Annotated in this window: 18 protein-coding genes and 2 pseudogenes; 10 read left to right on the top strand and 10 right to left on the bottom strand. The window is 38.2% G+C overall.

What is annotated here, in order from left to right; all coding sequences use genetic code 11:
• The 6 genes and pseudogenes from KTHG_RS22260 to KTHG_RS06385 all read left to right on the top strand — a co-directional run.
• Nucleotides 1-112 (top strand): annotated as a pseudogene (locus KTHG_RS22260) (AEC family transporter); the annotation flags it as partial.
• Nucleotides 113-161: 49 nt separating this feature from the next.
• A complete protein-coding gene (locus KTHG_RS06365) occupies nucleotides 162-1,073 on the top strand; it encodes a DMT family transporter (RefSeq protein WP_139992285.1) in 912 nt (303 codons plus the stop codon).
• 160 nt (nucleotides 1,074-1,233) lie between these two features.
• Nucleotides 1,234-1,995 carry an SH3 domain-containing protein gene (locus KTHG_RS06370; protein ID WP_139992287.1) on the top strand — a complete coding sequence of 254 codons (762 nt, stop codon included), beginning with the start codon at nucleotides 1,234-1,236 and terminating at the stop codon, nucleotides 1,993-1,995.
• 108 nt (nucleotides 1,996-2,103) lie between these two features.
• The gene (locus KTHG_RS06375) at nucleotides 2,104-3,162 is read left to right on the top strand and encodes a DHH family phosphoesterase (protein WP_233600541.1); all 1,059 of its coding nucleotides are present in this window, start codon (nucleotides 2,104-2,106) and stop codon (nucleotides 3,160-3,162) included.
• Nucleotides 3,163-3,516: 354 nt separating this feature from the next.
• Nucleotides 3,517-5,034, top strand: a complete 1,518-nt coding sequence (locus KTHG_RS06380) for a succinyl-CoA:acetate CoA-transferase ScpC (protein WP_139992289.1) — start codon at nucleotides 3,517-3,519, stop codon at nucleotides 5,032-5,034.
• A 141-nt stretch (nucleotides 5,035-5,175) separates the two neighbouring features.
• A pseudogene (locus KTHG_RS06385) lies at nucleotides 5,176-6,778 on the top strand (ABC-F family ATP-binding cassette domain-containing protein).
• Between the two features lie 56 nt (nucleotides 6,779-6,834).
• On the opposite strand, the gene KTHG_RS06390 reads toward KTHG_RS06385, so the two are convergent.
• Together KTHG_RS06390 and KTHG_RS06395 are read right to left on the bottom strand one after the other, a co-directional pair.
• Nucleotides 6,835-7,257: a hypothetical protein gene (locus KTHG_RS06390; protein WP_139992291.1), complete on the bottom strand. Its 423-nt coding sequence runs from the start codon at nucleotides 7,255-7,257 to the stop codon at nucleotides 6,835-6,837.
• Between the two features lie 113 nt (nucleotides 7,258-7,370).
• Nucleotides 7,371-7,670, bottom strand: a complete 300-nt coding sequence (locus KTHG_RS06395; RefSeq protein ID WP_126990209.1) for a hypothetical protein — start codon at nucleotides 7,668-7,670, stop codon at nucleotides 7,371-7,373.
• A 315-nt stretch (nucleotides 7,671-7,985) separates the two neighbouring features.
• Between KTHG_RS06395 and KTHG_RS06400 the strand changes: the two genes are divergently transcribed.
• A complete protein-coding gene (locus KTHG_RS06400; RefSeq protein WP_126990210.1) occupies nucleotides 7,986-8,726 on the top strand; it encodes a GTP pyrophosphokinase in 741 nt (246 codons plus the stop codon).
• Nucleotides 8,727-8,844: 118 nt separating this feature from the next.
• Here the strand turns inward: KTHG_RS06400 and KTHG_RS06405 are convergent, their stop codons facing one another.
• The gene (locus KTHG_RS06405; RefSeq protein ID WP_126990211.1) at nucleotides 8,845-9,039 is read right to left on the bottom strand and encodes a helix-hairpin-helix domain-containing protein; all 195 of its coding nucleotides are present in this window, start codon (nucleotides 9,037-9,039) and stop codon (nucleotides 8,845-8,847) included.
• A gap of 518 nt (nucleotides 9,040-9,557) precedes the next feature.
• Between KTHG_RS06405 and KTHG_RS06410 the strand changes: the two genes are divergently transcribed.
• Nucleotides 9,558-9,800, top strand: a complete 243-nt coding sequence (locus KTHG_RS06410) for a hypothetical protein (RefSeq protein ID WP_126990212.1) — start codon at nucleotides 9,558-9,560, stop codon at nucleotides 9,798-9,800.
• A gap of 32 nt (nucleotides 9,801-9,832) precedes the next feature.
• Here KTHG_RS06410 and KTHG_RS06415 read toward each other — a convergent pair whose 3' ends face one another.
• The 7 genes from KTHG_RS06415 to KTHG_RS06445 form a co-directional block, all read right to left on the bottom strand.
• Nucleotides 9,833-10,618 carry a hypothetical protein gene (locus tag KTHG_RS06415; protein WP_139992292.1) on the bottom strand — a complete coding sequence of 262 codons (786 nt, stop codon included), beginning with the start codon at nucleotides 10,616-10,618 and terminating at the stop codon, nucleotides 9,833-9,835.
• Nucleotides 10,619-10,845: 227 nt separating this feature from the next.
• Nucleotides 10,846-12,549 (bottom strand): hypothetical protein, encoded by a 1,704-nt coding sequence (locus KTHG_RS06420; protein WP_139992294.1) that lies wholly within the window; start codon nucleotides 12,547-12,549, stop codon nucleotides 10,846-10,848.
• A gap of 281 nt (nucleotides 12,550-12,830) precedes the next feature.
• A complete protein-coding gene (gene cysI, locus KTHG_RS06425) occupies nucleotides 12,831-14,555 on the bottom strand; it encodes an assimilatory sulfite reductase (NADPH) hemoprotein subunit (RefSeq protein ID WP_139992296.1) in 1,725 nt (574 codons plus the stop codon).
• Nucleotides 14,556-14,569: 14 nt separating this feature from the next.
• On the bottom strand, nucleotides 14,570-16,357 hold the full coding sequence (locus KTHG_RS06430) for an assimilatory sulfite reductase (NADPH) flavoprotein subunit (RefSeq protein ID WP_139992298.1): 1,788 nt from the start codon (nucleotides 16,355-16,357) through the stop codon (nucleotides 14,570-14,572).
• Nucleotides 16,299-17,117: a sirohydrochlorin chelatase gene (locus KTHG_RS06435; RefSeq protein WP_139992301.1), complete on the bottom strand. Its 819-nt coding sequence runs from the start codon at nucleotides 17,115-17,117 to the stop codon at nucleotides 16,299-16,301. Before KTHG_RS06435 ends, KTHG_RS06430 begins: the two co-directional genes overlap by 59 nt.
• A 13-nt stretch (nucleotides 17,118-17,130) precedes the next feature.
• Nucleotides 17,131-17,895 carry a uroporphyrinogen-III C-methyltransferase gene (cobA, locus tag KTHG_RS06440; RefSeq protein ID WP_139992303.1) on the bottom strand — a complete coding sequence of 255 codons (765 nt, stop codon included), beginning with the start codon at nucleotides 17,893-17,895 and terminating at the stop codon, nucleotides 17,131-17,133.
• 196 nt (nucleotides 17,896-18,091) lie between these two features.
• Complete coding sequence (locus KTHG_RS06445) at nucleotides 18,092-18,253, bottom strand: YezD family protein (RefSeq protein ID WP_126990219.1); 162 nt, start codon at nucleotides 18,251-18,253, stop codon at nucleotides 18,092-18,094.
• A 183-nt stretch (nucleotides 18,254-18,436) separates the two neighbouring features.
• Between KTHG_RS06445 and KTHG_RS06450 the strand changes: the two genes are divergently transcribed.
• Complete coding sequence (locus KTHG_RS06450) at nucleotides 18,437-19,060, top strand: NAD(P)-dependent oxidoreductase (RefSeq protein WP_139992305.1); 624 nt, start codon at nucleotides 18,437-18,439, stop codon at nucleotides 19,058-19,060.
• Between the two features lie 64 nt (nucleotides 19,061-19,124).
• Nucleotides 19,125-19,655, top strand: a complete 531-nt coding sequence (locus KTHG_RS06455) for an isochorismatase family protein (RefSeq protein ID WP_139992307.1) — start codon at nucleotides 19,125-19,127, stop codon at nucleotides 19,653-19,655.
• Nucleotides 19,656-19,738 lie beyond the last annotated feature (83 nt).

Here is a 19,738-nt window from a genome sequence, read left to right on the forward strand (position 1 = left end):
GCTCGCACTGCAATTTGATACAGAGCCAGACCTTGTATCATTCACAACATTTATGACAACGATTGTTAGTATTATTAGCATTCCGGTTGTACTCTTTTTCCTTGGTGTATAGCAGCAGCTGCTGTTGTACACTTTTTATTAGCTTAAAAGGAGGATGTTCATTGAAAGCAATTCCACCATCACTATTATTACTAACCGCCACCTTATTATGGGGTGGAAATTTTGTTATCGGGAAAGCTGTCGCTACTAACTTGCCACCATTCACGCTTGCATTTCTTCGCTGGTGTGTGGCCCTTATCATCTTTTTACCGATCGTTTGGAAGCCCTTAAAGCGTGATTTCAAACAAATCATTCAGCACTGGCCAATTTTACTCCTACTAGGATTTACTGGTGTCGCCGCCTTTAATACACTCGTCTATATTGGCGTTCACTATACGACATCGATTAATGCTTCACTTATGAATATGTTAACGCCGGTGTTCATTTATTTATTAAGTTTTATCTTTTTAAAGGAGCATTTAAATCGCTTTCAGTTAATCGGCACGGCCATGTCATTCATCGGCGTCTGCTTAATTATTTCACATGGTTCTCTTGTATCACTGCTTCATTTCACGTTTAATAAGGGCGACGTTATCGTCATTATTGCGGTCATTTTGTGGAGTATTTATTCACTTCTAGTTAAACAATACGCAACGCGCCTTCCCGGACAAGCGACCTTTTTTCTGTCGATTGTCATCGGCACGATGATGCTCGCACCATTTTTCATTTATGAGCAAATAACTGTCACAGCACCAATTGTCTGGAATGGCTTAAGCTTTTTTGCGATCTTTTACACCGGTATTTTCGCATCAATCATTGCCTTTTTAGCATGGAATACTGGTGTCGTTCGTTACGGAGCGAACCGCGCTGGTATTTATTTAAACTTCATTCCGGTATTTGCATCTATTTTCGCTGTGGCTTTTTTAGATGAATCCCTACTATGGTCCCAAATCGCTGGTGGCTTGTTTGTTATCGCAGGCGTTTATACAACGAGCTTGCATCTTAAAAAATCTTTCGCATCTTCTGAAAAATAATTTTTACCGCGCAAACCACCGCCCTACATACATTTGATGATTTTTCGCAAAAAAAATTTTCTATTATACAAACTTTTCATCGTGCCAAAACGTTTAATTATTACAAGAAAAGGTTATGAATAACTATAAGACAAGCATGACCTACAAGGAGGCGTTTAAGATGAAAAAAATGACAAAAACATTCGGTACTATCGCATTATCGCTAGGATTACTTTCAACGACCATCGCGACAGGCACTGCGAATGCAGCAACGTATGATACCGCATCAATTAAAGATTTCCGTACTGTACATACGCAGACTTCGGTATATTCTAAACCATCGCAAACAGCCAAAAAAGTAGGCTCACTTCGTTCAACGGAAGCAGTTGTTATTAACAAAAATGTGGCAAATGGTTGGACGAAAATCCGTTTCGGTTTTGAGACAGGATATGTGAAAACATCCGCGCTAAAAAAAGCGGCTGCGAACACGTCTACATCATACGCAAAAAATATTTCAAAAAAATATACGTATGCAATGCCACAAAACAAAGGCTCTGAATTCACAACACAATATGTTGCACAATTTAAAAAGGCAATGGCGTATAACGACTCATCTGTTAACTTCTGGTTCTATAATTCTGAGCCAGATGCACAAGGGGTAACAGAGTACGATACGGCGAAAGGTTTATACGTTGGGAACGTGGATACAGGCAAGCTAGAGCTAGCTGTCCCATACCCAGTGAAAAAAGGTACATCATTTAAAGGTTTTGATAATAAAAAATCCGTTGTATCTTCAACGACAGCTAACGTCAAATTATATGGTAAAACATATAAAAATGTTGTCATCATTAAAAATGGCGGCCAACAATATTACTACGCACCAAACAAGGGGCTAATCCAATTACGTGAAAATGGGAAGGCACTTGTTAAATTAGTAAAATAACGCAAAAACGTTAAAGAGGCTTGGTTGCGACCAGCCTCTTTTTTTGTTGCGCACGACGCCTCAATTGTACGCGCTGTGGTATAATGAGCACTATGTTTAAAGAAAGGCGTGAACACGTTGAAATTAAAAAATTTACCAAAAAAAATTGGTCACTATGATAAAGTTCACTTAATCTCGCATACAGATTTAGATGGCGTTGGACCCTCAATCGTCTTGCAAGCTTATGGCATTATGCACGAAGCTGATTTTGTTGAAACACGTAAAGTCGATGAAGCAGTCCTTGCTCGTTTAGAGGAGCTTCAAGATAATGAATTATTAATCATTACCGATTTAAGTGTAAGTGAAGAAGTCGCTGAAGCGATTACGAAAGTAAACAAAGAACCAAATGCACGCTTTGTTTGCCTTATTGACCATCATGCCTCTGCTCTTTATTTAAATGATTACTCATGGGCATCTGAGATTCCTCTATTAGATGACATTAAAATGTCTGCTACTACATTAATTTTCAAATACTTAGATGAGGCTGGCTATGTGGTCAATCCTCAGTCTCAAGAAGAAGATGCAGAAGTCATCGATTATAGCCCACAGCAAATTGCTGTATTCTTTGATCGTTTAGCACGCTTCGTTGAAAATGTACGTCTATACGATACATGGGATTGGCACGCATTAAAAATTCAAGAAGCTGCTGACTTAAATACGATTTTCTATGCACGTCGACGCCATGAATTCATTAAAGACCGTTTTAACTACATCTTAACTGGCCAACTATTTACAGAAGCCGATGACACGTACTTAACGTTCTCAAAAGATGAATTACGAAAAGTGTTGAAGAAAAAAGAAAAACAACTCGTTATTGTAAAAGACTATTCATTAGAAGGCCATGACACACCACTTAATATCGGTGTTGTTGAAACCGATTCGTATATTAGCGAACTTGGCAATCATTTAGCGGAAAAATTCGCTGAAGAAATTGATTGCGTCTTTATTGTTAGTCTCGTTAAAAATCGTGTATCCCTTCGTTCAATTGGCAAAGCAGTCAATTTATCAGAAGTAGCGAAGCACTATAATGGTGGCGGACACCCTAATGCATCAGGCTGTGACCTATCAGCACTTGGTATGGACTTTATCGTTGCCATCCAAAATGCACCGAAAGCTATTAAAAAATAGTAATTTTACAAAAAACGTCACTATCCCATTATTTTCATTCACATTTTGGACAAAATTTGATTTTAAGAGAAAACCGCGCTGCAATGCGGTTTTCTCTTATTTTTAGGTAAAATGAAACCGTTTACTTTTGTCAGAAAATAAAAAAATTATATGTTAGGGCTAGCGGAATGTGTCTATTTTGTGTAAAAATGTACGTAGGTAATTGAATTAGGATTTAATTACATCAATACGTGAATTCATCGGATGAATTAGCATATTTAAGTCATCCATCGTGGCATCCATATCTTTATACATAAAGAGGTCCACAGTAATTAATGACCGTGTCATTAAATATCTTTTTTAGGGGGAGTTATTGTGAAAGAACAAATCGCAAAACGCTTAGGCATTAAAGGATTAGAAGAAAAAGTAATGACTGCTAGTGAAGCTGCTGCACTTATCGTAGACGGTACTGTTGTAGGTATGTCAGGCTTCACACGTGCTGGTGACGCGAAAGTCGTTCCTATGGCATTAGTAGAACGCGCTAAAAACGAACAAATTAAAATTGATGTATACACTGGTGCTTCATTAGGTCCAGAAGTTGATAATCACTTAGCTGCTGCTGGTGTTATTAACAAACGTGGTCCTTTCCAAGGTGACCGTGTAATGCGTAACTTAATTAACACTGGTGAAATCACTTATGTCGATGCCCACCTTTCTCACAACGCTGAGTTAGTTCGTCAAGGTGTTATCGGTCCAATTAAACACGCAATCATTGAAGCTGTAGCAATCACTGAAGATGGTTACTTAATCCCAACAACTTCAGTTGGTAACTCACCAATCTTCGCTGATTACGCTGAAAACATCATCGTAGAATTAAACATTACACATCCAGAAACATTAATCGGTATCCACGATATTTATGTTCCAGGTGAACAAGGTAAACGTGAACCATTCCCAATCACAAACGCTGACCAACGTATTGGTACAAAAGGTATCAAAATTGATCCTGCAAAAATCCAAGCAATCGTTATTTCTGAAGAGCCAGATGCACCTTCATTAATCGTTCCTCCAGACGAAGAAACACAAAAAATGGCGGACCAATTATTAGAATTCTTCCAATCTGAAATCGACGCTGGTCGTTTAACAAAAGAATTAATGCCTCTACAATCAGGCGTAGGTTCTGTAGCAAACGCTGTACTTGATGGCTTTGCAAACTCAGATTTCGAAAACTTAGTCGTATCTTCAGAAGTACTTCAAGATGCTGTATTCAATTTAATCGATGCTGGTAAAGTACGCTTTGCAGCAGCAACTTCTATCACATTAACAGAAGAGTTACAAAAGAAAGTTTATGGCAACTTAGAAGCATACGCTGACAAGATCTTACTTCGTCCACAAGAAATCTCAAACCACCCAGAACTTATCCGTCGTTTGGGCTTAATCTCGATCAATACTGCACTTGAGTTAGATATCTACGGTAACGTAAACTCTACGCACGTATCAGGTACAAAAATGATGAACGGTATCGGCGGTTCTGGTGACTTCGCACGTAACGCGCGTCTTGGTATCTTCGTAACGAAATCATACGCTAAAGGCGGCGACGTTTCTTCAATCGTGCCAATGGTTTCTCACGTTGACCACACTGAACATGACGTTGATGTTATCGTTACAGAACAAGGTATCGCAGACTTACGTGGCCTAGCTCCAAAAGAACGCGTTCCATTAATCATCGAAAACTGTGCACACCCAGATTTCAAAGAACAATTATGGGATTACTACAACCGTGCAGTTGAAAAATTAGGTAACGTACAAACGCCTCACATCTTAGAGGAAGCTTTATCTTGGCACGTAAACCTAGCTGAAAACAAAACAATGAAAAAAGAAGTAACAAAATAATTTCTTTTTAGAGAGAAGCTGTCGAAATCGACAGCTTCTTTTTTCATGTACAATCCCCTACTATTTCAAGCGAAACGCTATCTTGAAAACATTGTGCATGTTATAATGGAACCATTGTGAAAAAGGGAGGAACATAACTACATGATTCAAGTAAGTAATGTAGGTCTTCGCTATGGCGATCGTAAGCTATTCGAAGATGTTAATATTAAATTTACACCAGGTAACTGTTACGGTTTAATCGGCGCAAATGGCGCAGGTAAATCAACATTCTTAAAAATTCTTTCTGGCGAAATTGAAGCGCAAGAAGGTAACGTTAGTATGAATCCAGGTGAACGTCTTACTGTTTTAAAACAAAATCACTTTGAATACGAAGAATTTACCGTTTTAGAAACAGTCATGATGGGTCACAAACGATTATATGAAGTTATGCAAGAGAAAAACGCCATCTACATGAAAGATCCATTCACAGATGAAGATGGTATCCGCGCAGCTGAACTTGAAGGCGAATTCGCTGACATGAACGGTTGGGAAGCGGAATCAGATGCCGCTATCCTATTACAAGGTCTTGGTATCTCAGATTCAATGCACTATATGAAAATGGCTGAACTGACTGGTTCTGAAAAAGTTAAAGTGTTATTAGCTCAAGCACTATTCGGCAAACCCGATGTACTGTTACTAGATGAACCTACCAACCACTTGGACTTAAAAGCGATCCAATGGTTAGAAGAATTTTTAATTAACTTTGAAAACACAGTCATCGTCGTATCCCATGACCGTCACTTCTTAAATAAAGTTTGTACACATATCGCTGACCTTGATTACTCAAAAATCCAAATTTACGTTGGTAACTACGATTTCTGGTATGAATCAAGTCAATTAGCACAAAAAATGTTAAACGATCAAAACAAGAAAAAGAAGAAAAATTAAAGAGTTACAAGCATTCGTTGCACGTTTCTCTGCTAATGCTTCTAAATCTAAACAAGCAACATCTCGTAAAAAAATGTTAGACAAAATCGAATTAGACGATATTCGTCCATCAAGCCGCAAATATCCATTCATTAACTTCACAATGGAACGCGAAATTGGGAATGACGTATTAACTGTAGAAGGTTTAGGTAAAACGATTGAAGGCGAGCAACAATTTAAAGATGTCCGCTTATCAATCAACCCTGAAGACAAAGTCATCCTTCTTGGTAATCCAATCGCGAAAACAGCATTCTTAAAAATTATCGCTGGTGAAGACGAAGATTACGAAGGTACATTCAAATGGGGTGTAACGACTTCTCAAAACTACTTCCCTCTTGATAACGAAGAATTCTTCCAAGGTTCTGAAAAAACACTAGTGGAATGGTTACGTCAATTCTCACCAGAAGACGAAACAGAAACATTCTTACGTGGTTTCTTAGGCCGTATGCTATTTAGTGGTGACGAAGTGAAGAAAAATCCTTCTGTTCTTTCAGGTGGCGAAAAAGTACGTTGTATGCTTTCTCGCATGATGCTTTCTCATGCAAACGTATTACTATTAGATGAACCTACTAACCACCTTGATCTTGAATCAATCCAAGCATTAAACGAAGGATTAATTAACTTTAAAGGTGCGATGATCTTTACATCTCATGACCATCAGTTCATCCAAACAATTGCGAATCGTGTAATTGAAATCCGTGAAGACGGTTCAATCTTAGATAAACAATTATCATATGATGATTTCCTTGATTGGAAAGAAGAAAACAAATTAAACTAAACGCTAAAAAAAGCACGTTCAACGCATCTAAACGTTGAACGTGCTTTTTTAATTTGTTATCGGTAGTTAAACTGATAAAAGCTTGGTGTGCGCGTTTCAAGCTCACAGACGCAGTGGTAAGGGTAGGTCACATGTAAAATAGACGCTTCCTCTACTGGTGCTCCATTATTTAATGCATTTAGCTTGCGCTCCATTTCAGCAAATGAACGTTTTACTGATGCTCCGCAATGTTTACAATAAATTTCTACTTCATAAACACCCTGACTTTCATAAAAGGCGGTATCTAAATAGATATTGGAAAAAGTCCCATTGCTTGATACTTTAACGAGTGGATGATTAAAAAATGCTTTCATTTTATTTGTCGTATCTTTAGCGATAGTTTTCACTTTGCTTTTCACTTCTAAGCGCTTCGTTAACTTCTCATCCGGTAATTTAATAAAGGTTACTTTTGAATCGAAGCTCATTTTAATTTCTGACATACAATTCCCCCTAACCATCCTTATTACTCTCATTATATGGAAAAGTAAAATGTTCTACAATGCTCTATACAAAATAAAAAGGAATCGCGTCATAACGCAACTCCTCGAATGATTTATGAAGCACGATGGCTACGACGACCTGTAAATAGATCGATAAAATAAGCCAGTGCAATAAAGCCATGTACAAACCAGCTAACAATCGGAATCCATGTAAATAATGTGGCAATAATCGCTAAAATCGGCACAACCTTTGAATCACCTGTTGCAAAACGGAAGGCTAAAATGACACAGTGAATAATAAATGCTGTTGTAATCGTTGCAAAGCCCGTTCCCCACGTCACGATATCACTCAAAACAGGGATGGCAAAAAAGAATTCATATAAAAAACCGACAATCGTTGGTAATAAAAACATTGCGTTCACTCCTTTTTATTCGCTATACATACTATACGAATGAAGTACTTAAAGGTTTCAATCAATTTCTGTTACAAACCCATATTTTGAAATACCGACGATATGCTCCGTTTCAATGTATTGTTCCACTGTTATGACACCGAGTGCAAGTAGAAACATCATTATGGCAAACATCCCTACTATAATTTTCTTTTTCATTGTTGTTCAACCTCTCTGCCTTAATAAGATAAGCATAGAACAATATTAAGTCTATTATGTGTCAATTGCTGAGAAATTTTGTATACTATTAGTAGAACGTGCAAGGAGGCTATTACAATGGTTCGCATTCAAACAGAACAACGTGAACAAATGCGTCAATTTCGTGTAGAAATGACACGTTTTATGATGGCGTATAAATTTGCGCTTGATGAAATGGATACGAAAGTTCGCATTTTAAAAGAGGAATTTCAGTTAATGCATGAATACAATCCAATCGAACATGTGAATACGCGCTTAAAATCACCCGAAAGTATTTTGAAAAAGGTTGCAAAACGCAATCTTCCTTATACACTAGATGCTATTAAAGAGAGTCTAACCGATATTGCTGGCATACGTATTATTTGCTCATTCGTATCAGATATTTATCGCTTAAAAGAAATGTTTGAGCGTCAAAGTGACTTAGAAATTGTTGAAGTAAAAGACTATATTGCACATCCAAAAGAAAATGGTTACCAAAGTTTACACATGATTTTAAAAGTACCGGTCTTCTTATCTGATCGTGAGGAACATGTCTGTGTAGAACTCCAAATCCGTACCATTGCAATGGATTTTTGGGCATCACTTGAGCATAAAATCTATTATAAATATAATAAGCAAATCCCTAAGCGCTTAACAGATGAATTGAAGGAAGCAGCTATTGCAGCAGCACAACTTGATTATAAAATGGAAAGTTTAAACCAAGAAATTAATATTTTAAAACAACAGGATCATGCAAATGAGGAACCTATCTCTAGTAACGGAGAAGCACTAAAAATTTTATCTGCATTAAAACAAATTGGTCTTTACGAACAAGCATAATAAAACACCGGTATTGTCTATTCAGACGGTGCCGGTGTTTTATTCGTCGTTTCATAAATGAATGGACGTGACGACCATTCTTGTCTATGTAATGCCCCGTCAAGGAGCGAAATCGATGTTATGCTTCCTCTAAAAAACGATAGCCTTGCTCATCCATCGCTTTTTTCAACGTTGTAAATGCTTTTGGTCCAATACCATGTAAACGTTGTAGTTTTGTTGCTGAAATGGACTGTAAATCTTCCAATTTATACAGTTCTGCCGTATGTAACGCACGAATTGCAGGGCGCGCAACACCTTCTGGCCAATGATTCATTGTACGAATATCCTCCTTTAAAATTAGGCATATGCCTACAACCCCAAGCTCAATTCGCAAAAACGTGCATATAAAAACAACGACCTACAAGAGTATGTCGTAAAAGTATATGTTTTTTTAGCTATACGTTAAGTTGAGAAATGAATTATTTAGTAGATAGTTATCTATGGGGATTTAATGGCGTCCACTGTGTTACTAGAACCCATTAAATAATGAATGTGTAGTATAACAAAATACTTCTTACAAGTTCACTATTTTAGCACATTTTTTCTATTTTACGAACAAGAAATGTTGTTTTTTTTGAAAAAAAATGGCTTTTTTTATAAAATGTCAAGATGTGTTCATAATTTTAGTTTTTTTTGGCAATCATTCTATTTTTACGTTCTTTTAGTGAATCCGTGAACTAGATAACAATATGTACACTGTTATTTTTTGACGCATAAGTTATCATTGATTTACACTAAAGAAGATAGAAAAAATTCGCTTCGTCCGTTAATAAATGATTGGAGGCTCCACAGATGAATATTTTTTGGTATGTGAATATTATTGCGATGATTGCTTATATTGCGTTATTTTATTATAAATGGAAAAAACCAGCTGCATTTTCACATAATGTATTGTATCTATTATTAGTTTTCGCAATCGTATCTTATTTTATCGCAGAAGGACCTTATCCACTTGCACGTGCTGTGGCATTTTTCGTATTATTAATACTTGATTTAACCTTATTATTACAGCAAAAGCAGCATAAACAACCATAAGAAAAAGCAGGAATGTACGTTCCTGCTTTTTCTTATGCGAACGCATCTTTAGAACGAATACTTGTAAAATACTTACTTAATTCTTCACTATAATGGGCTGCATCAATATAAGGTACAAATAATTCGTTTGCACGGCGTTTCGTGTCCTTTGTAGCATTTGAGGTAGCAATACATAGCGCATCACGACATTCAAAATAAGCGCGACCTGTTGCAAAATTTTCAATTTCTGTCATCGTCAATATTTGTGTTACGCCACCAAGCATAAAAGCAAAACGTCCTTCATTTGAATTCGCAATTAGATGCACACCATAATCTTCTGAAGGTGGTTTTTCGATATCATTAAAGCCAATTTGCTCTAAATAAAAAATCAACGCTTCAAGTGCCTGTTCATGTGTACAGTTTTCTAGCGATGCACGCATAATCATCAACGGTACTGAAGCATCTTTCTTAGTAGGCTTTGGCTCTTTAGGTAGTTCTTGTTTTTCACGTGATTGTCTCGTGCGAATTGAATTTTTATAAAGAACTCGAAGAGCATCTGCAAATAAATATACACCCGCCACAATAAATAAACTTAAAAGAATACTCGTCCATCGTGTCGTCCATGCATAATGCATTGCCTGCATTATTTTGTGTCCATACGTATTTCCCGACATAAAAAAAGCAAAGAGTAAAGGGCAAATCGCAGCATAGAATATTAATCCAAATGACAGTATTAACTGAAGCCATACTGAATGTAATGGTGTAGCAGCGCGCTTTATTTGCTCATCGCTCGTCAACATTGTTGACTCTTGGTGATGTATTGATTTTTGTTTGTTCATCAAGTTCACCCTTTACTTTATCATCCTCTCAAGTATACAAGACAAAAAATACGGGCTCATGAGATAAACAACTTAATTTTAAGGTTTTTTTAATAGTTATAAAAACATACTTATTTTATATTATTTACTTTTAAATGATACTTTTTAATCATTTTATGTTTTTTTATAAAAGTAACTATTAATAACCACATCATACGTATTCATTTTTTAGTTATTTATACCGTTTTTTAAATAACAGGCTTTTCTACGGTCAATTGCAGTGACTCGATTGTCAGTGGGAATGCATCAACTACTGTTTGTGATAATGTATAATTGGTCGCTACAATTTCTGGTAATTGCAACGCTTCTTCAATGACCTTTACATAATCTAATGGTAATGATGCGATATTTGCGATACTTGCTTGTAAACGCAATTGTTGCTTCGCATCTAAATACTGCTTTGTCATCGGCACAATTGTGGGTAAGAATTGATTTAAAAGGGCCTGTGCCTCACATAATCCATCAAAGCGCTTTAGACGATGAATCGCTTTAAAACGCTTTGTCGGGCCATTCGGAACAGCATAGTTAATCGCTTCTACCCGCTCACTTAAGCTTGCTAGCTCGGCATTTACGACTTCTTGAAGACGTTGCGCTATCAGTGGCAATGCCTCAATAACGGCCTCCTCACGACGTTTTGTACGCTTATAAGCATCAAGCATTTGCGCACGAATCACCGGTAATTCAGCACGAATACGTTGTAAGCGCTCATTATGCTCTTTTGTAAATAAATTCAGCATTAATTTACTGCGCGATTTGCGCTCTAGCGTCTCTAATTCTACCTTTACTTCATTATATTGTTGCTGCACACGGCGATAATAATGAACCGCTTCTAAATAGTCATTACTCACCGTGACAAATTCTAATAAAATATGTTCCTTAATAAATGATTGATGCTTAATAAACTGCACGACTTGGTATAAAGTTTGTGCGTTCATATATTGTGTCACAACTCGACCTGCACGTTGTTTTAATGCATCAAATTCCTCACTATCATGGGAAGGGACTTGTTCTAATTGCGTAATCTCACGCTCTAATTGCTGACGTGCTTCTAAATATGGATCTCGTTGTAATAGATTTGAAATTTCCGTATAAAAGCGTTCTAGCCATTGTAATAGGCGATCGGCTAATTTTACAATACGTATTTTATTGTATTGTTCATTTTCTAGTAATGTTTCTTGAATTTTCGCTGTGTCAGATTCGGCAATAACAGCTCTAAAAGGACTTTCTTCAATTGTTAAAGGTTCTTTACTAATCGCTAGTGGTTGAAAGCCCATTTTTGAAAGGCGCTTTAATAAACGCTTTTCAGACGGTGTCATATCTATCTCTTCTAGTAACCAGTAAATATCATCCGCGCGGCGTAATACACTTGGCGGAATAAATAGCGCATGCTCTTTTGACATCGCTGGCACATCAATGAGCGATACGTGCTCTAATAAATGTTCATTTAAAAAGACATCAACATAATCAAGTGCTTCCTGAAGTAAATGAGCACCTTCACTTGCCATCGATGTAAAGAGCGCTAAATGTCTCAAATCAAATGATGCTACTTGTCCATCTAAAAAATGGGCATCTAAACGCTCCTCTAAGCCAGCGCGAATAATTGAGACACTAACAACAGCGCCCTTCTCAAGTAATAGTGGCATTAACGGACGCTGCAGCTGATTATTAATGAATGTTGCTTGCCGTTCACTATCACTGCTTAGTACTAACACTTTTTTTGGTTGCTTTATATCATCGATAATAATACTTAAAATTTGTGCACTACGCTTTACATAGGATGTTTCTTTAATTAATTGATATAAGTCTTTTAACTGCTTGATGACATTATCAAAAAATTGTTTTTGTTGCTCATATATTGGCATATTTTCCGCGTTTGTTTGTTCAATCTTCATGTGCTATCTCTCCATCCATGCAAATCTCTATCTAATTAGTATGCGTAAATTCTTATTTATTTCGCACTACTTTATATCTACTTTATTTATCGGCATAATACGTCATACTTATTGTTAAAAAATTCATTTGGAACCTATATACCCAAAAAAATATTTTGAAACACGTATATTTTTAGTTCTTTCAAAGTCAAATGGATGTGTTTTTCCCTATTTATTTATTTTTTTATAAATAGAAAAAGAGTAGCAATCATTCTTAGTAGATGATTGCTACTCTTTTATTATTACGCGTGTGCGGGTGTATTTGCATGGAAGTTTGTACCGTCTGTTGTTGCTGTCACAACGCCAATACGAACAACGAAATCACCGAAGTGCTCTCCTTCTTCACGCTCTGTTGCATAACGGTTAAGCAATGTTGTGAGCTCTGCTAAAATACGTTCTTCATCGATATTTTCTAAATACATTTTACTTAGGCGGTCCCCGATGAATGAAGCACCCAAGTACATATTATAACGCCCTGGCCCTTTACCGATAAAGCCAATTTCAGCCATTGCGGCACGAGAGCAGCCATTTGGACAACCTGACATACGAATAACGATTTCCTCTTCGTGAAGACCCGCTTCATCGATGATGGCATCGATTTTCGTAATTAAACCTGGTAAATAGCGCTCTGCCTCTGCCATCGCAAGACCACATGTCGGCAGTGATACACACGCAATCGAATTACGGCGAATCGCTGAGTAGTGCTTACCATCTGTTAAGTTATAATCTTCAATTAATTTTTGAATGACGCGTTTTTTCTGTGGTGTCACGTTCGCAATCATTAAGTTTTGGTTCGCAGTCATACGGAATTCCCCAGTATGTACTTTGGCAATTTCACGAATACCTGTCATCAGTGGGTAACCGTCGACATCTTTAATACGACCATTTTCGATAAATAATGTGAAATGCCATTTACCGTCTGTGCCCTTCGTCCAACCATAATCATCTCCGCGGCTTTCAAATACTGCCTCACGTGTTGGTTCAACGTCATAACCTAAACGACGGTTTAACTCTTCTTTAAACCATTCGATACCTACTCGGTCAATCGTATATTTGAATCGTGCGTTTTTACGGTTTGTACGGTTCCCGTAGTCACGTTGAATCGTTAAGATTTTTTCACATGTATCAACGATTTTTTCTTTTGCCACATAGCCAATCGTACGTGCTAGTTGTGGATACGTTTCTTGTTCACCATGTGTCATCCCCATACCGCCACCGACAGCGATGTTAAAGCCTTGCAACTCACCATCTTCTACGATAGCAATCAAGCCAATATCTTGTGAATAAACATCGACATCATTGCTTGGTGGGACAGCTAAACCGATTTTGAATTTACGTGGTAAGTAATGCTCACCATAAATCGGTTCAATATCTGGTGTACCGGCTACTTTTTCACCGTCTAACCAAATTTCGTGATAGGCCTGTGTACGTGGCAATAAATGCTCACTAATTTGTGCGGCATAATCATAGATTTCTGCGTGTGTTGCGGATTGGTGCGGATTGACGCCATTCATGACGTTACGGTTTACGTCCCCACATGCTGCAAGTGAATCAAGCAATACGGAATCCATTTTTTGCATGAATGTTTTCACATTCCATTTTACAATGCCATGAATTTGGAATGCTTGACGCGTCGTCACTTTCAATGTACCATTCCCGATCGTATTTGCCGCTTCATCCATCATTAACCATTGTTCTGGTGTTGCCGTACCTCCTGGTGTACGTACACGCACCATGAATTGATACGATGGCTCTAATTTTTTCTTTTGACGTGTTAAGCGTTCATCACGGTTGTCTTGCATATAACTACCATGGAATTTGATTAGCTGTGTATCCATCTCTGGAATTTTCCCTGACAATGGCTCTTTAAACGATTGCTCGATTGTTCCACGTAGGAAATTACTTTCGTCTTTAAAAATTTCATTTGCACTCGGTTTGCCTTGCGGTGCTTCTACTTTCTTCGTCATGGTAAAGCCCCCTCTTAATAAACGTCGCGTTGGTAGCGTTTTTGTTGTTGATACTGCACTAATGTCTCTACTGCTTCCTCGCGAGAAATATTGCCTTGTTGTTCAATGATTTGTAACAATGCCTCATGTACATCTTTCGCCATTGCTTTTTCGTCGCCACAAACATAAATGACAGCACCTTGCTGCAGCCATTCGTATACTTCTTGTGCATGTTCTAATAAACGATGTTGCACATAAATTTTTTGTGCTTGGTCACGAGAGAAGGCTACATCCATTTTCGTTAATGTGCCGTCCTGTAAATAATTTAACCACTCTACTTGGTAGAGGAAGTCATAAACGAAGCATTGGTCGCCGAAGAATAACCAAGATTTGCCTTCTGCGCCTGTTTCTGCACGCTCCTCAACAAATGAACGGAACGGTGCAACGCCTGTGCCAGCACCAATCATAATAATCGGTGTATCTGCATCTTGTGGCAATTTAAAGTTTGGATTTTCCTTCGTGAAAATTGATACCGTATCGCCAATTTCTAGGCGTTCTGCAACTTGACCACTTGTAACGCCCGTACGCGCACGACCATTTGCCTCATACGCTACTTTGCCGATTGTTAAATGCACTTCATCTGGATTCGCTGTATAACTAGAGGCAATACTGTATAAACGGTGTGGAATTGCACGAAGCTGTTCAACGAATTGCTGTGGTGTCCAGTCAAATGGGCCATACTCTGTCACAAAATCGATTAGGTCACGGCCGTAGCTATATGCATGGAAATCACCTTCTAAAATCGGTGTAATGTCCGTTTTTGTAAACGCCGCTAGCTTTTGTACAAGCGGTTTTGACACAACCGTAATTTCAAGTGTATTCGTTAACGCTTCAAGTACAGTAACTGTCGTGTCTTGCACTGTTACTTGCGCTGTAGCATCAAAGCCTAAAACTTCTACTAATTGCGCCGCTAGTGCCGGGTCATTTTGTGGAATAATTCCAAGGCTATCACCCGGTTCAAACGTTAATCCTGAGCCTTCTAATGATAATTCGATATGATACGTTTCTTTATTTGAGCCATCCATGTTCAAATTGATTTTTTCTAAAATCTCAGCCTGGAATGGATTCTTTTTATTGTAGGTTGATGTTGGTGCCGGTGCTGTAACGGTCTGAGTGGCTACTTCCGTTTGGCCAGACTGCTTTAACAATGCTTGTTGTACAGTTGTAAGCCACGCTGCTGCATCATCCTCATAATCTACGTCACAGTCTACACGTGGTACGATTGCTGTAGCGCCAAGCTCACTTAGACGTTGATCAAAGTCAGCACCCGTTTTACAGAAGAATTCATATGAGCTATCACCTAGTGCTAGCACAGCATAATTTAGTTGATCTAGTTTCGGTGCGCGTTTACTATGCAAGAAATCATAGAAACCAATCGCATTATCTGGAGCTTCCCCTTCACCATGCGTACTCGCGATAATGAATAAATTATCCAGCTTTTTTAAATCTTTTGGCTTGAAATCGCTCATGGAAGCGACGTTAACATCTACTTGATTTTGTGCTAGTTCAGCACCAAAGCATTCCGCTAATTTTTGACTATTACCTGTTTGTGATGCATAAAGAATCGTTGCTGTAATCGTTTTAGGTTTGCTAACTTGCTGTAGACCTTCTAATACGGCTGTTGCTTGTGCTGCTACAGCCTGTGGTGCGCTTAAATAACCATTCAACCAAATTTTTTGATTATCTGTTAAATTTGGGAGTAGCTCATTTAATAGCTTCACCTGTTGCTCGGTAAATGGACTGTTTTCGACTTGTAAAACCATGAATAATCACCTCATTATTAATGTTGGTAGCATTGACTACCGCTTCATTTGTGCGCTCAACAAGTACGTCTAATACTTTGTTGCCATATCCTAAGCTTTCGCAAATAACGAGCTGTTGCTCAACCTCCGCCTCTGCAATTGTTTTTTCAATATGTTTGCGCAATAACCCTTGGAATAATAAATATGGAACGATAAAAATTTTCTTTGCTCGATTTTGTTGTAAATTTGCAACATAGTCTTCGAATTTTGGTCCATTGCCGTATAAAAAGGCAATATTGACATTGCGTACACCAAAAAACAATTTTAGACGTGTCGCAATTTCTGTAAAATCACGCAATACTGCTGGGTCGCTACTACCACGACCAATTAGCAATACTTCGGAATCTTCTGTTAATTTTTCATGTGATTCTTGAATGCGTTGAAATAGTTGTAAAATCAACCGACGATCAATCCCAAAAGGCTTCCCATATGAAAAGCGTACATGCGGGAAACGGGCTTTTAGCGGCTCAATTGCATCGGGTATATCCTCTTTCGCGTGATTGGCAGTTAACAGTAAAATCGGGACAATCGCAATCGATGTAGCGCCCTGTGCAACACAGTTTGCTACGCCCTGCTCAATTGTCGGCTCCGCAAGCTCTAAAAAGCACATCTCTTGAATCGGCAGACGTATGCGCTTTTTCACACGTTCAACGAATGCCCTCGCTTCCTCAATTCCTGCTGCTACCCTCGTTCCATGTGCTACATATAATACTGCTTGCATGCCTTTTCCTCCTTTACTTTAAAGCGGTTTGTAAAACGGGCTGTTCATTAAACCAAGCAATCTTCTCGCGCATACGAACCACTTCCCCGACGATAATCATGCTTGGATTTTCAATGCCTTCTTCATCGACAATACGTTCAATTGTTTCTAATGTCCCTGTCACGGTGCGCTGCTTATCATATGTTCCCCAATGGATTAGCGCCACCGGTGTTTGTGGACTTTTGCCGAAGCGTCGTAATTGTGAAACGATATATGGTAAATTTTTTACACCCATATAAACGGCTAATGTTTCGATATTCACTAGTGATTCCCATTTTAAATCATCATCTTTGCCTGCTTGGCGATGTCCCGTCACAATAGCAAAGCTGCCGCTTAAGTCACGATGCGTCACAGGAATACCTGCATACGCTGGTGCTGCGATACCTGATGTCACACCAGGTACAATTTCAAATGGAATGTTTTCGTCTGCTAGCACTGCTGCTTCTTCAGCACCACGGCCAAATACGAAAGGATCGCCACCTTTTAAGCGTGTTACGACTTTACCTTCTTTCGCGTAGCGTACGAGCGACTCATTAATATGTTCTTGAATCATCGCATGACGGTTTGGTAGTTTGCCACAAAACACAAGCTCTGCACCTGATTTTGCATATGTTAATAGTTCTTCATTTAATAATCGGTCATATAAAATGACATCTGCTTCTTTAATTGCACGTAAGCCTTTTAACGTAATTAGTTCTACGTCACCAGGACCCGCGCCAACAATGTAAACTTTCGTCATAGCGATTGCTCCTTTTCTATGCTGCAATTATGTAAGTGAACAAAAAAAGCCCTCATTTCTCCCATGGTACATGATTAATATCACATCATAAGTAAAATAAGCGCCTCTAGTTGTCTAGTCAGCTGTTCGATTTTTAATTCCTAGTAAACATGTAAAGATAATAAAATAAACTGTAAACAAAGTCAATAGCTAGGATTTATTTTTGCGTTTTACGTTGCTGTTGAAATCGCTGTTTTTCTACTCGATTAATTTGGACAATTACGCCGTCCTGAATTGTAATTTGCACTTCACCAAATTCAATTCCTTCAATTGCCTTTGCAATTGCTTCTAAACGCTCTGCATGTGTTGGTTGCGCCATGTTCGTGTCCTCCCCTTCAATCCTTAGTAAACGAATAGGTTTTAACAAGAATTGTTTCAATTCTATGCTGTAAGACAATAAATGTCAACTTTTTTTTGAGAATTAACAGAAAATTCATCAAAAAGCAGAGTAGTTTACATTTTTCTATATTGCTACGATAATAGAAGTGGAGGTGTTTACATAATGGATAAATTAGTTATTTTTGGCGCAACAGGTGGCGTAGGTCAGCATGCTGTCCGCCAAGCATTATCAGAGGAATATGAGGTTGTCGCATTCGTGCGCTCTCCTGAAAAATTAACGCTTGAGGATGAACATTTAACGGTCATTCAAGGAGATGCTTTTGATGCAGAGGCAGTCGCACAAGCAATCGAAGGCGCGGATATGGTTGTTTCTACACTTGGTACACCGAAGGATAGTGATATCGAAAATCCAATCTCTGTCATGGTGAAAAATATTGTCGCCGGTATGACTAAGCACAATGTGAAACGCATTGTGTATACAGCGAGTGCGGGTGTCGATGGTGAAATTCAAGGTGAACGTGGTCAACAAGTGATGACGTATTTAAAACCGTATTTAATCGATCATAATAAATCAATTGACGCTATTAAAGAGGCCGGCTTAACATATACGATTATTCGTCCAATGGGCTTAACAGATGATAAGCCTAAACGTCGCTATGCACTATCTTATGATGATGTACCTGAAGCTGCACAATCAATTAGCCGCGATGATGTGGCAAATGCGGTTATCATGGCCATCCCAAATGCCAATTTCATGGGCCAATCAATCGCTGTTTTCAACATCTAATACATGAATCCACACTCCCTAGCATGGTATAGTGAAGCTATATTCATGCTAGGGAGGTTTTTTTATGACAACAGCTTGCGTTATTATTGATGTACAAGGAAAAATTTTATCGGTAATGAATGACCCCGCACAAACATCTGAAAATCTAGTAAAGCTCCTTACGGGTGTCCAAACACTTGGCATCCCGACCATTTTACTTGAGCAATACCCCGATGGTTTAGGTCCAACAGATGAAGCCATTCAAACAGCTCTACCACATGTACAGGCTATTGCAAAAACATCGTTTAGTGCATATCAAAGCGAGGCATTTATTGCCGCACTTCAAGCAGTTGACGGTTTAGAGCGCATTATTTTATGTGGTATTGAAGCACATATTTGCGTTTATCAAACCGCGCGTGATTTACTGGAGGCTGGGTATATTGTCGAAGTCGTGGCAGATGCGGTCGATTCTCGCACAGCGGATAATAAACAAATCGGCATTGATCGGATGGCACAAGAGGGTGCGCTCATTACGAGCGTTGAAATGATTTTGTTTGATGTACTTGGTCATGCAAAGCATCCTCACTTTAAAACGATTAGTAAGTTAATTAAATAATAGAATAAAAAGATTCGGTTATTTCCGAATCTTTTTTAATTTTAATACCAAGTTTACTTGTAGGAATAATATTGTATATGTTA

This window comes from Kurthia sp. Dielmo (genome assembly GCF_000307285.2).
Lineage (GTDB): Bacteria > Bacillota > Bacilli > Bacillales_A > Planococcaceae > Kurthia > Kurthia populi.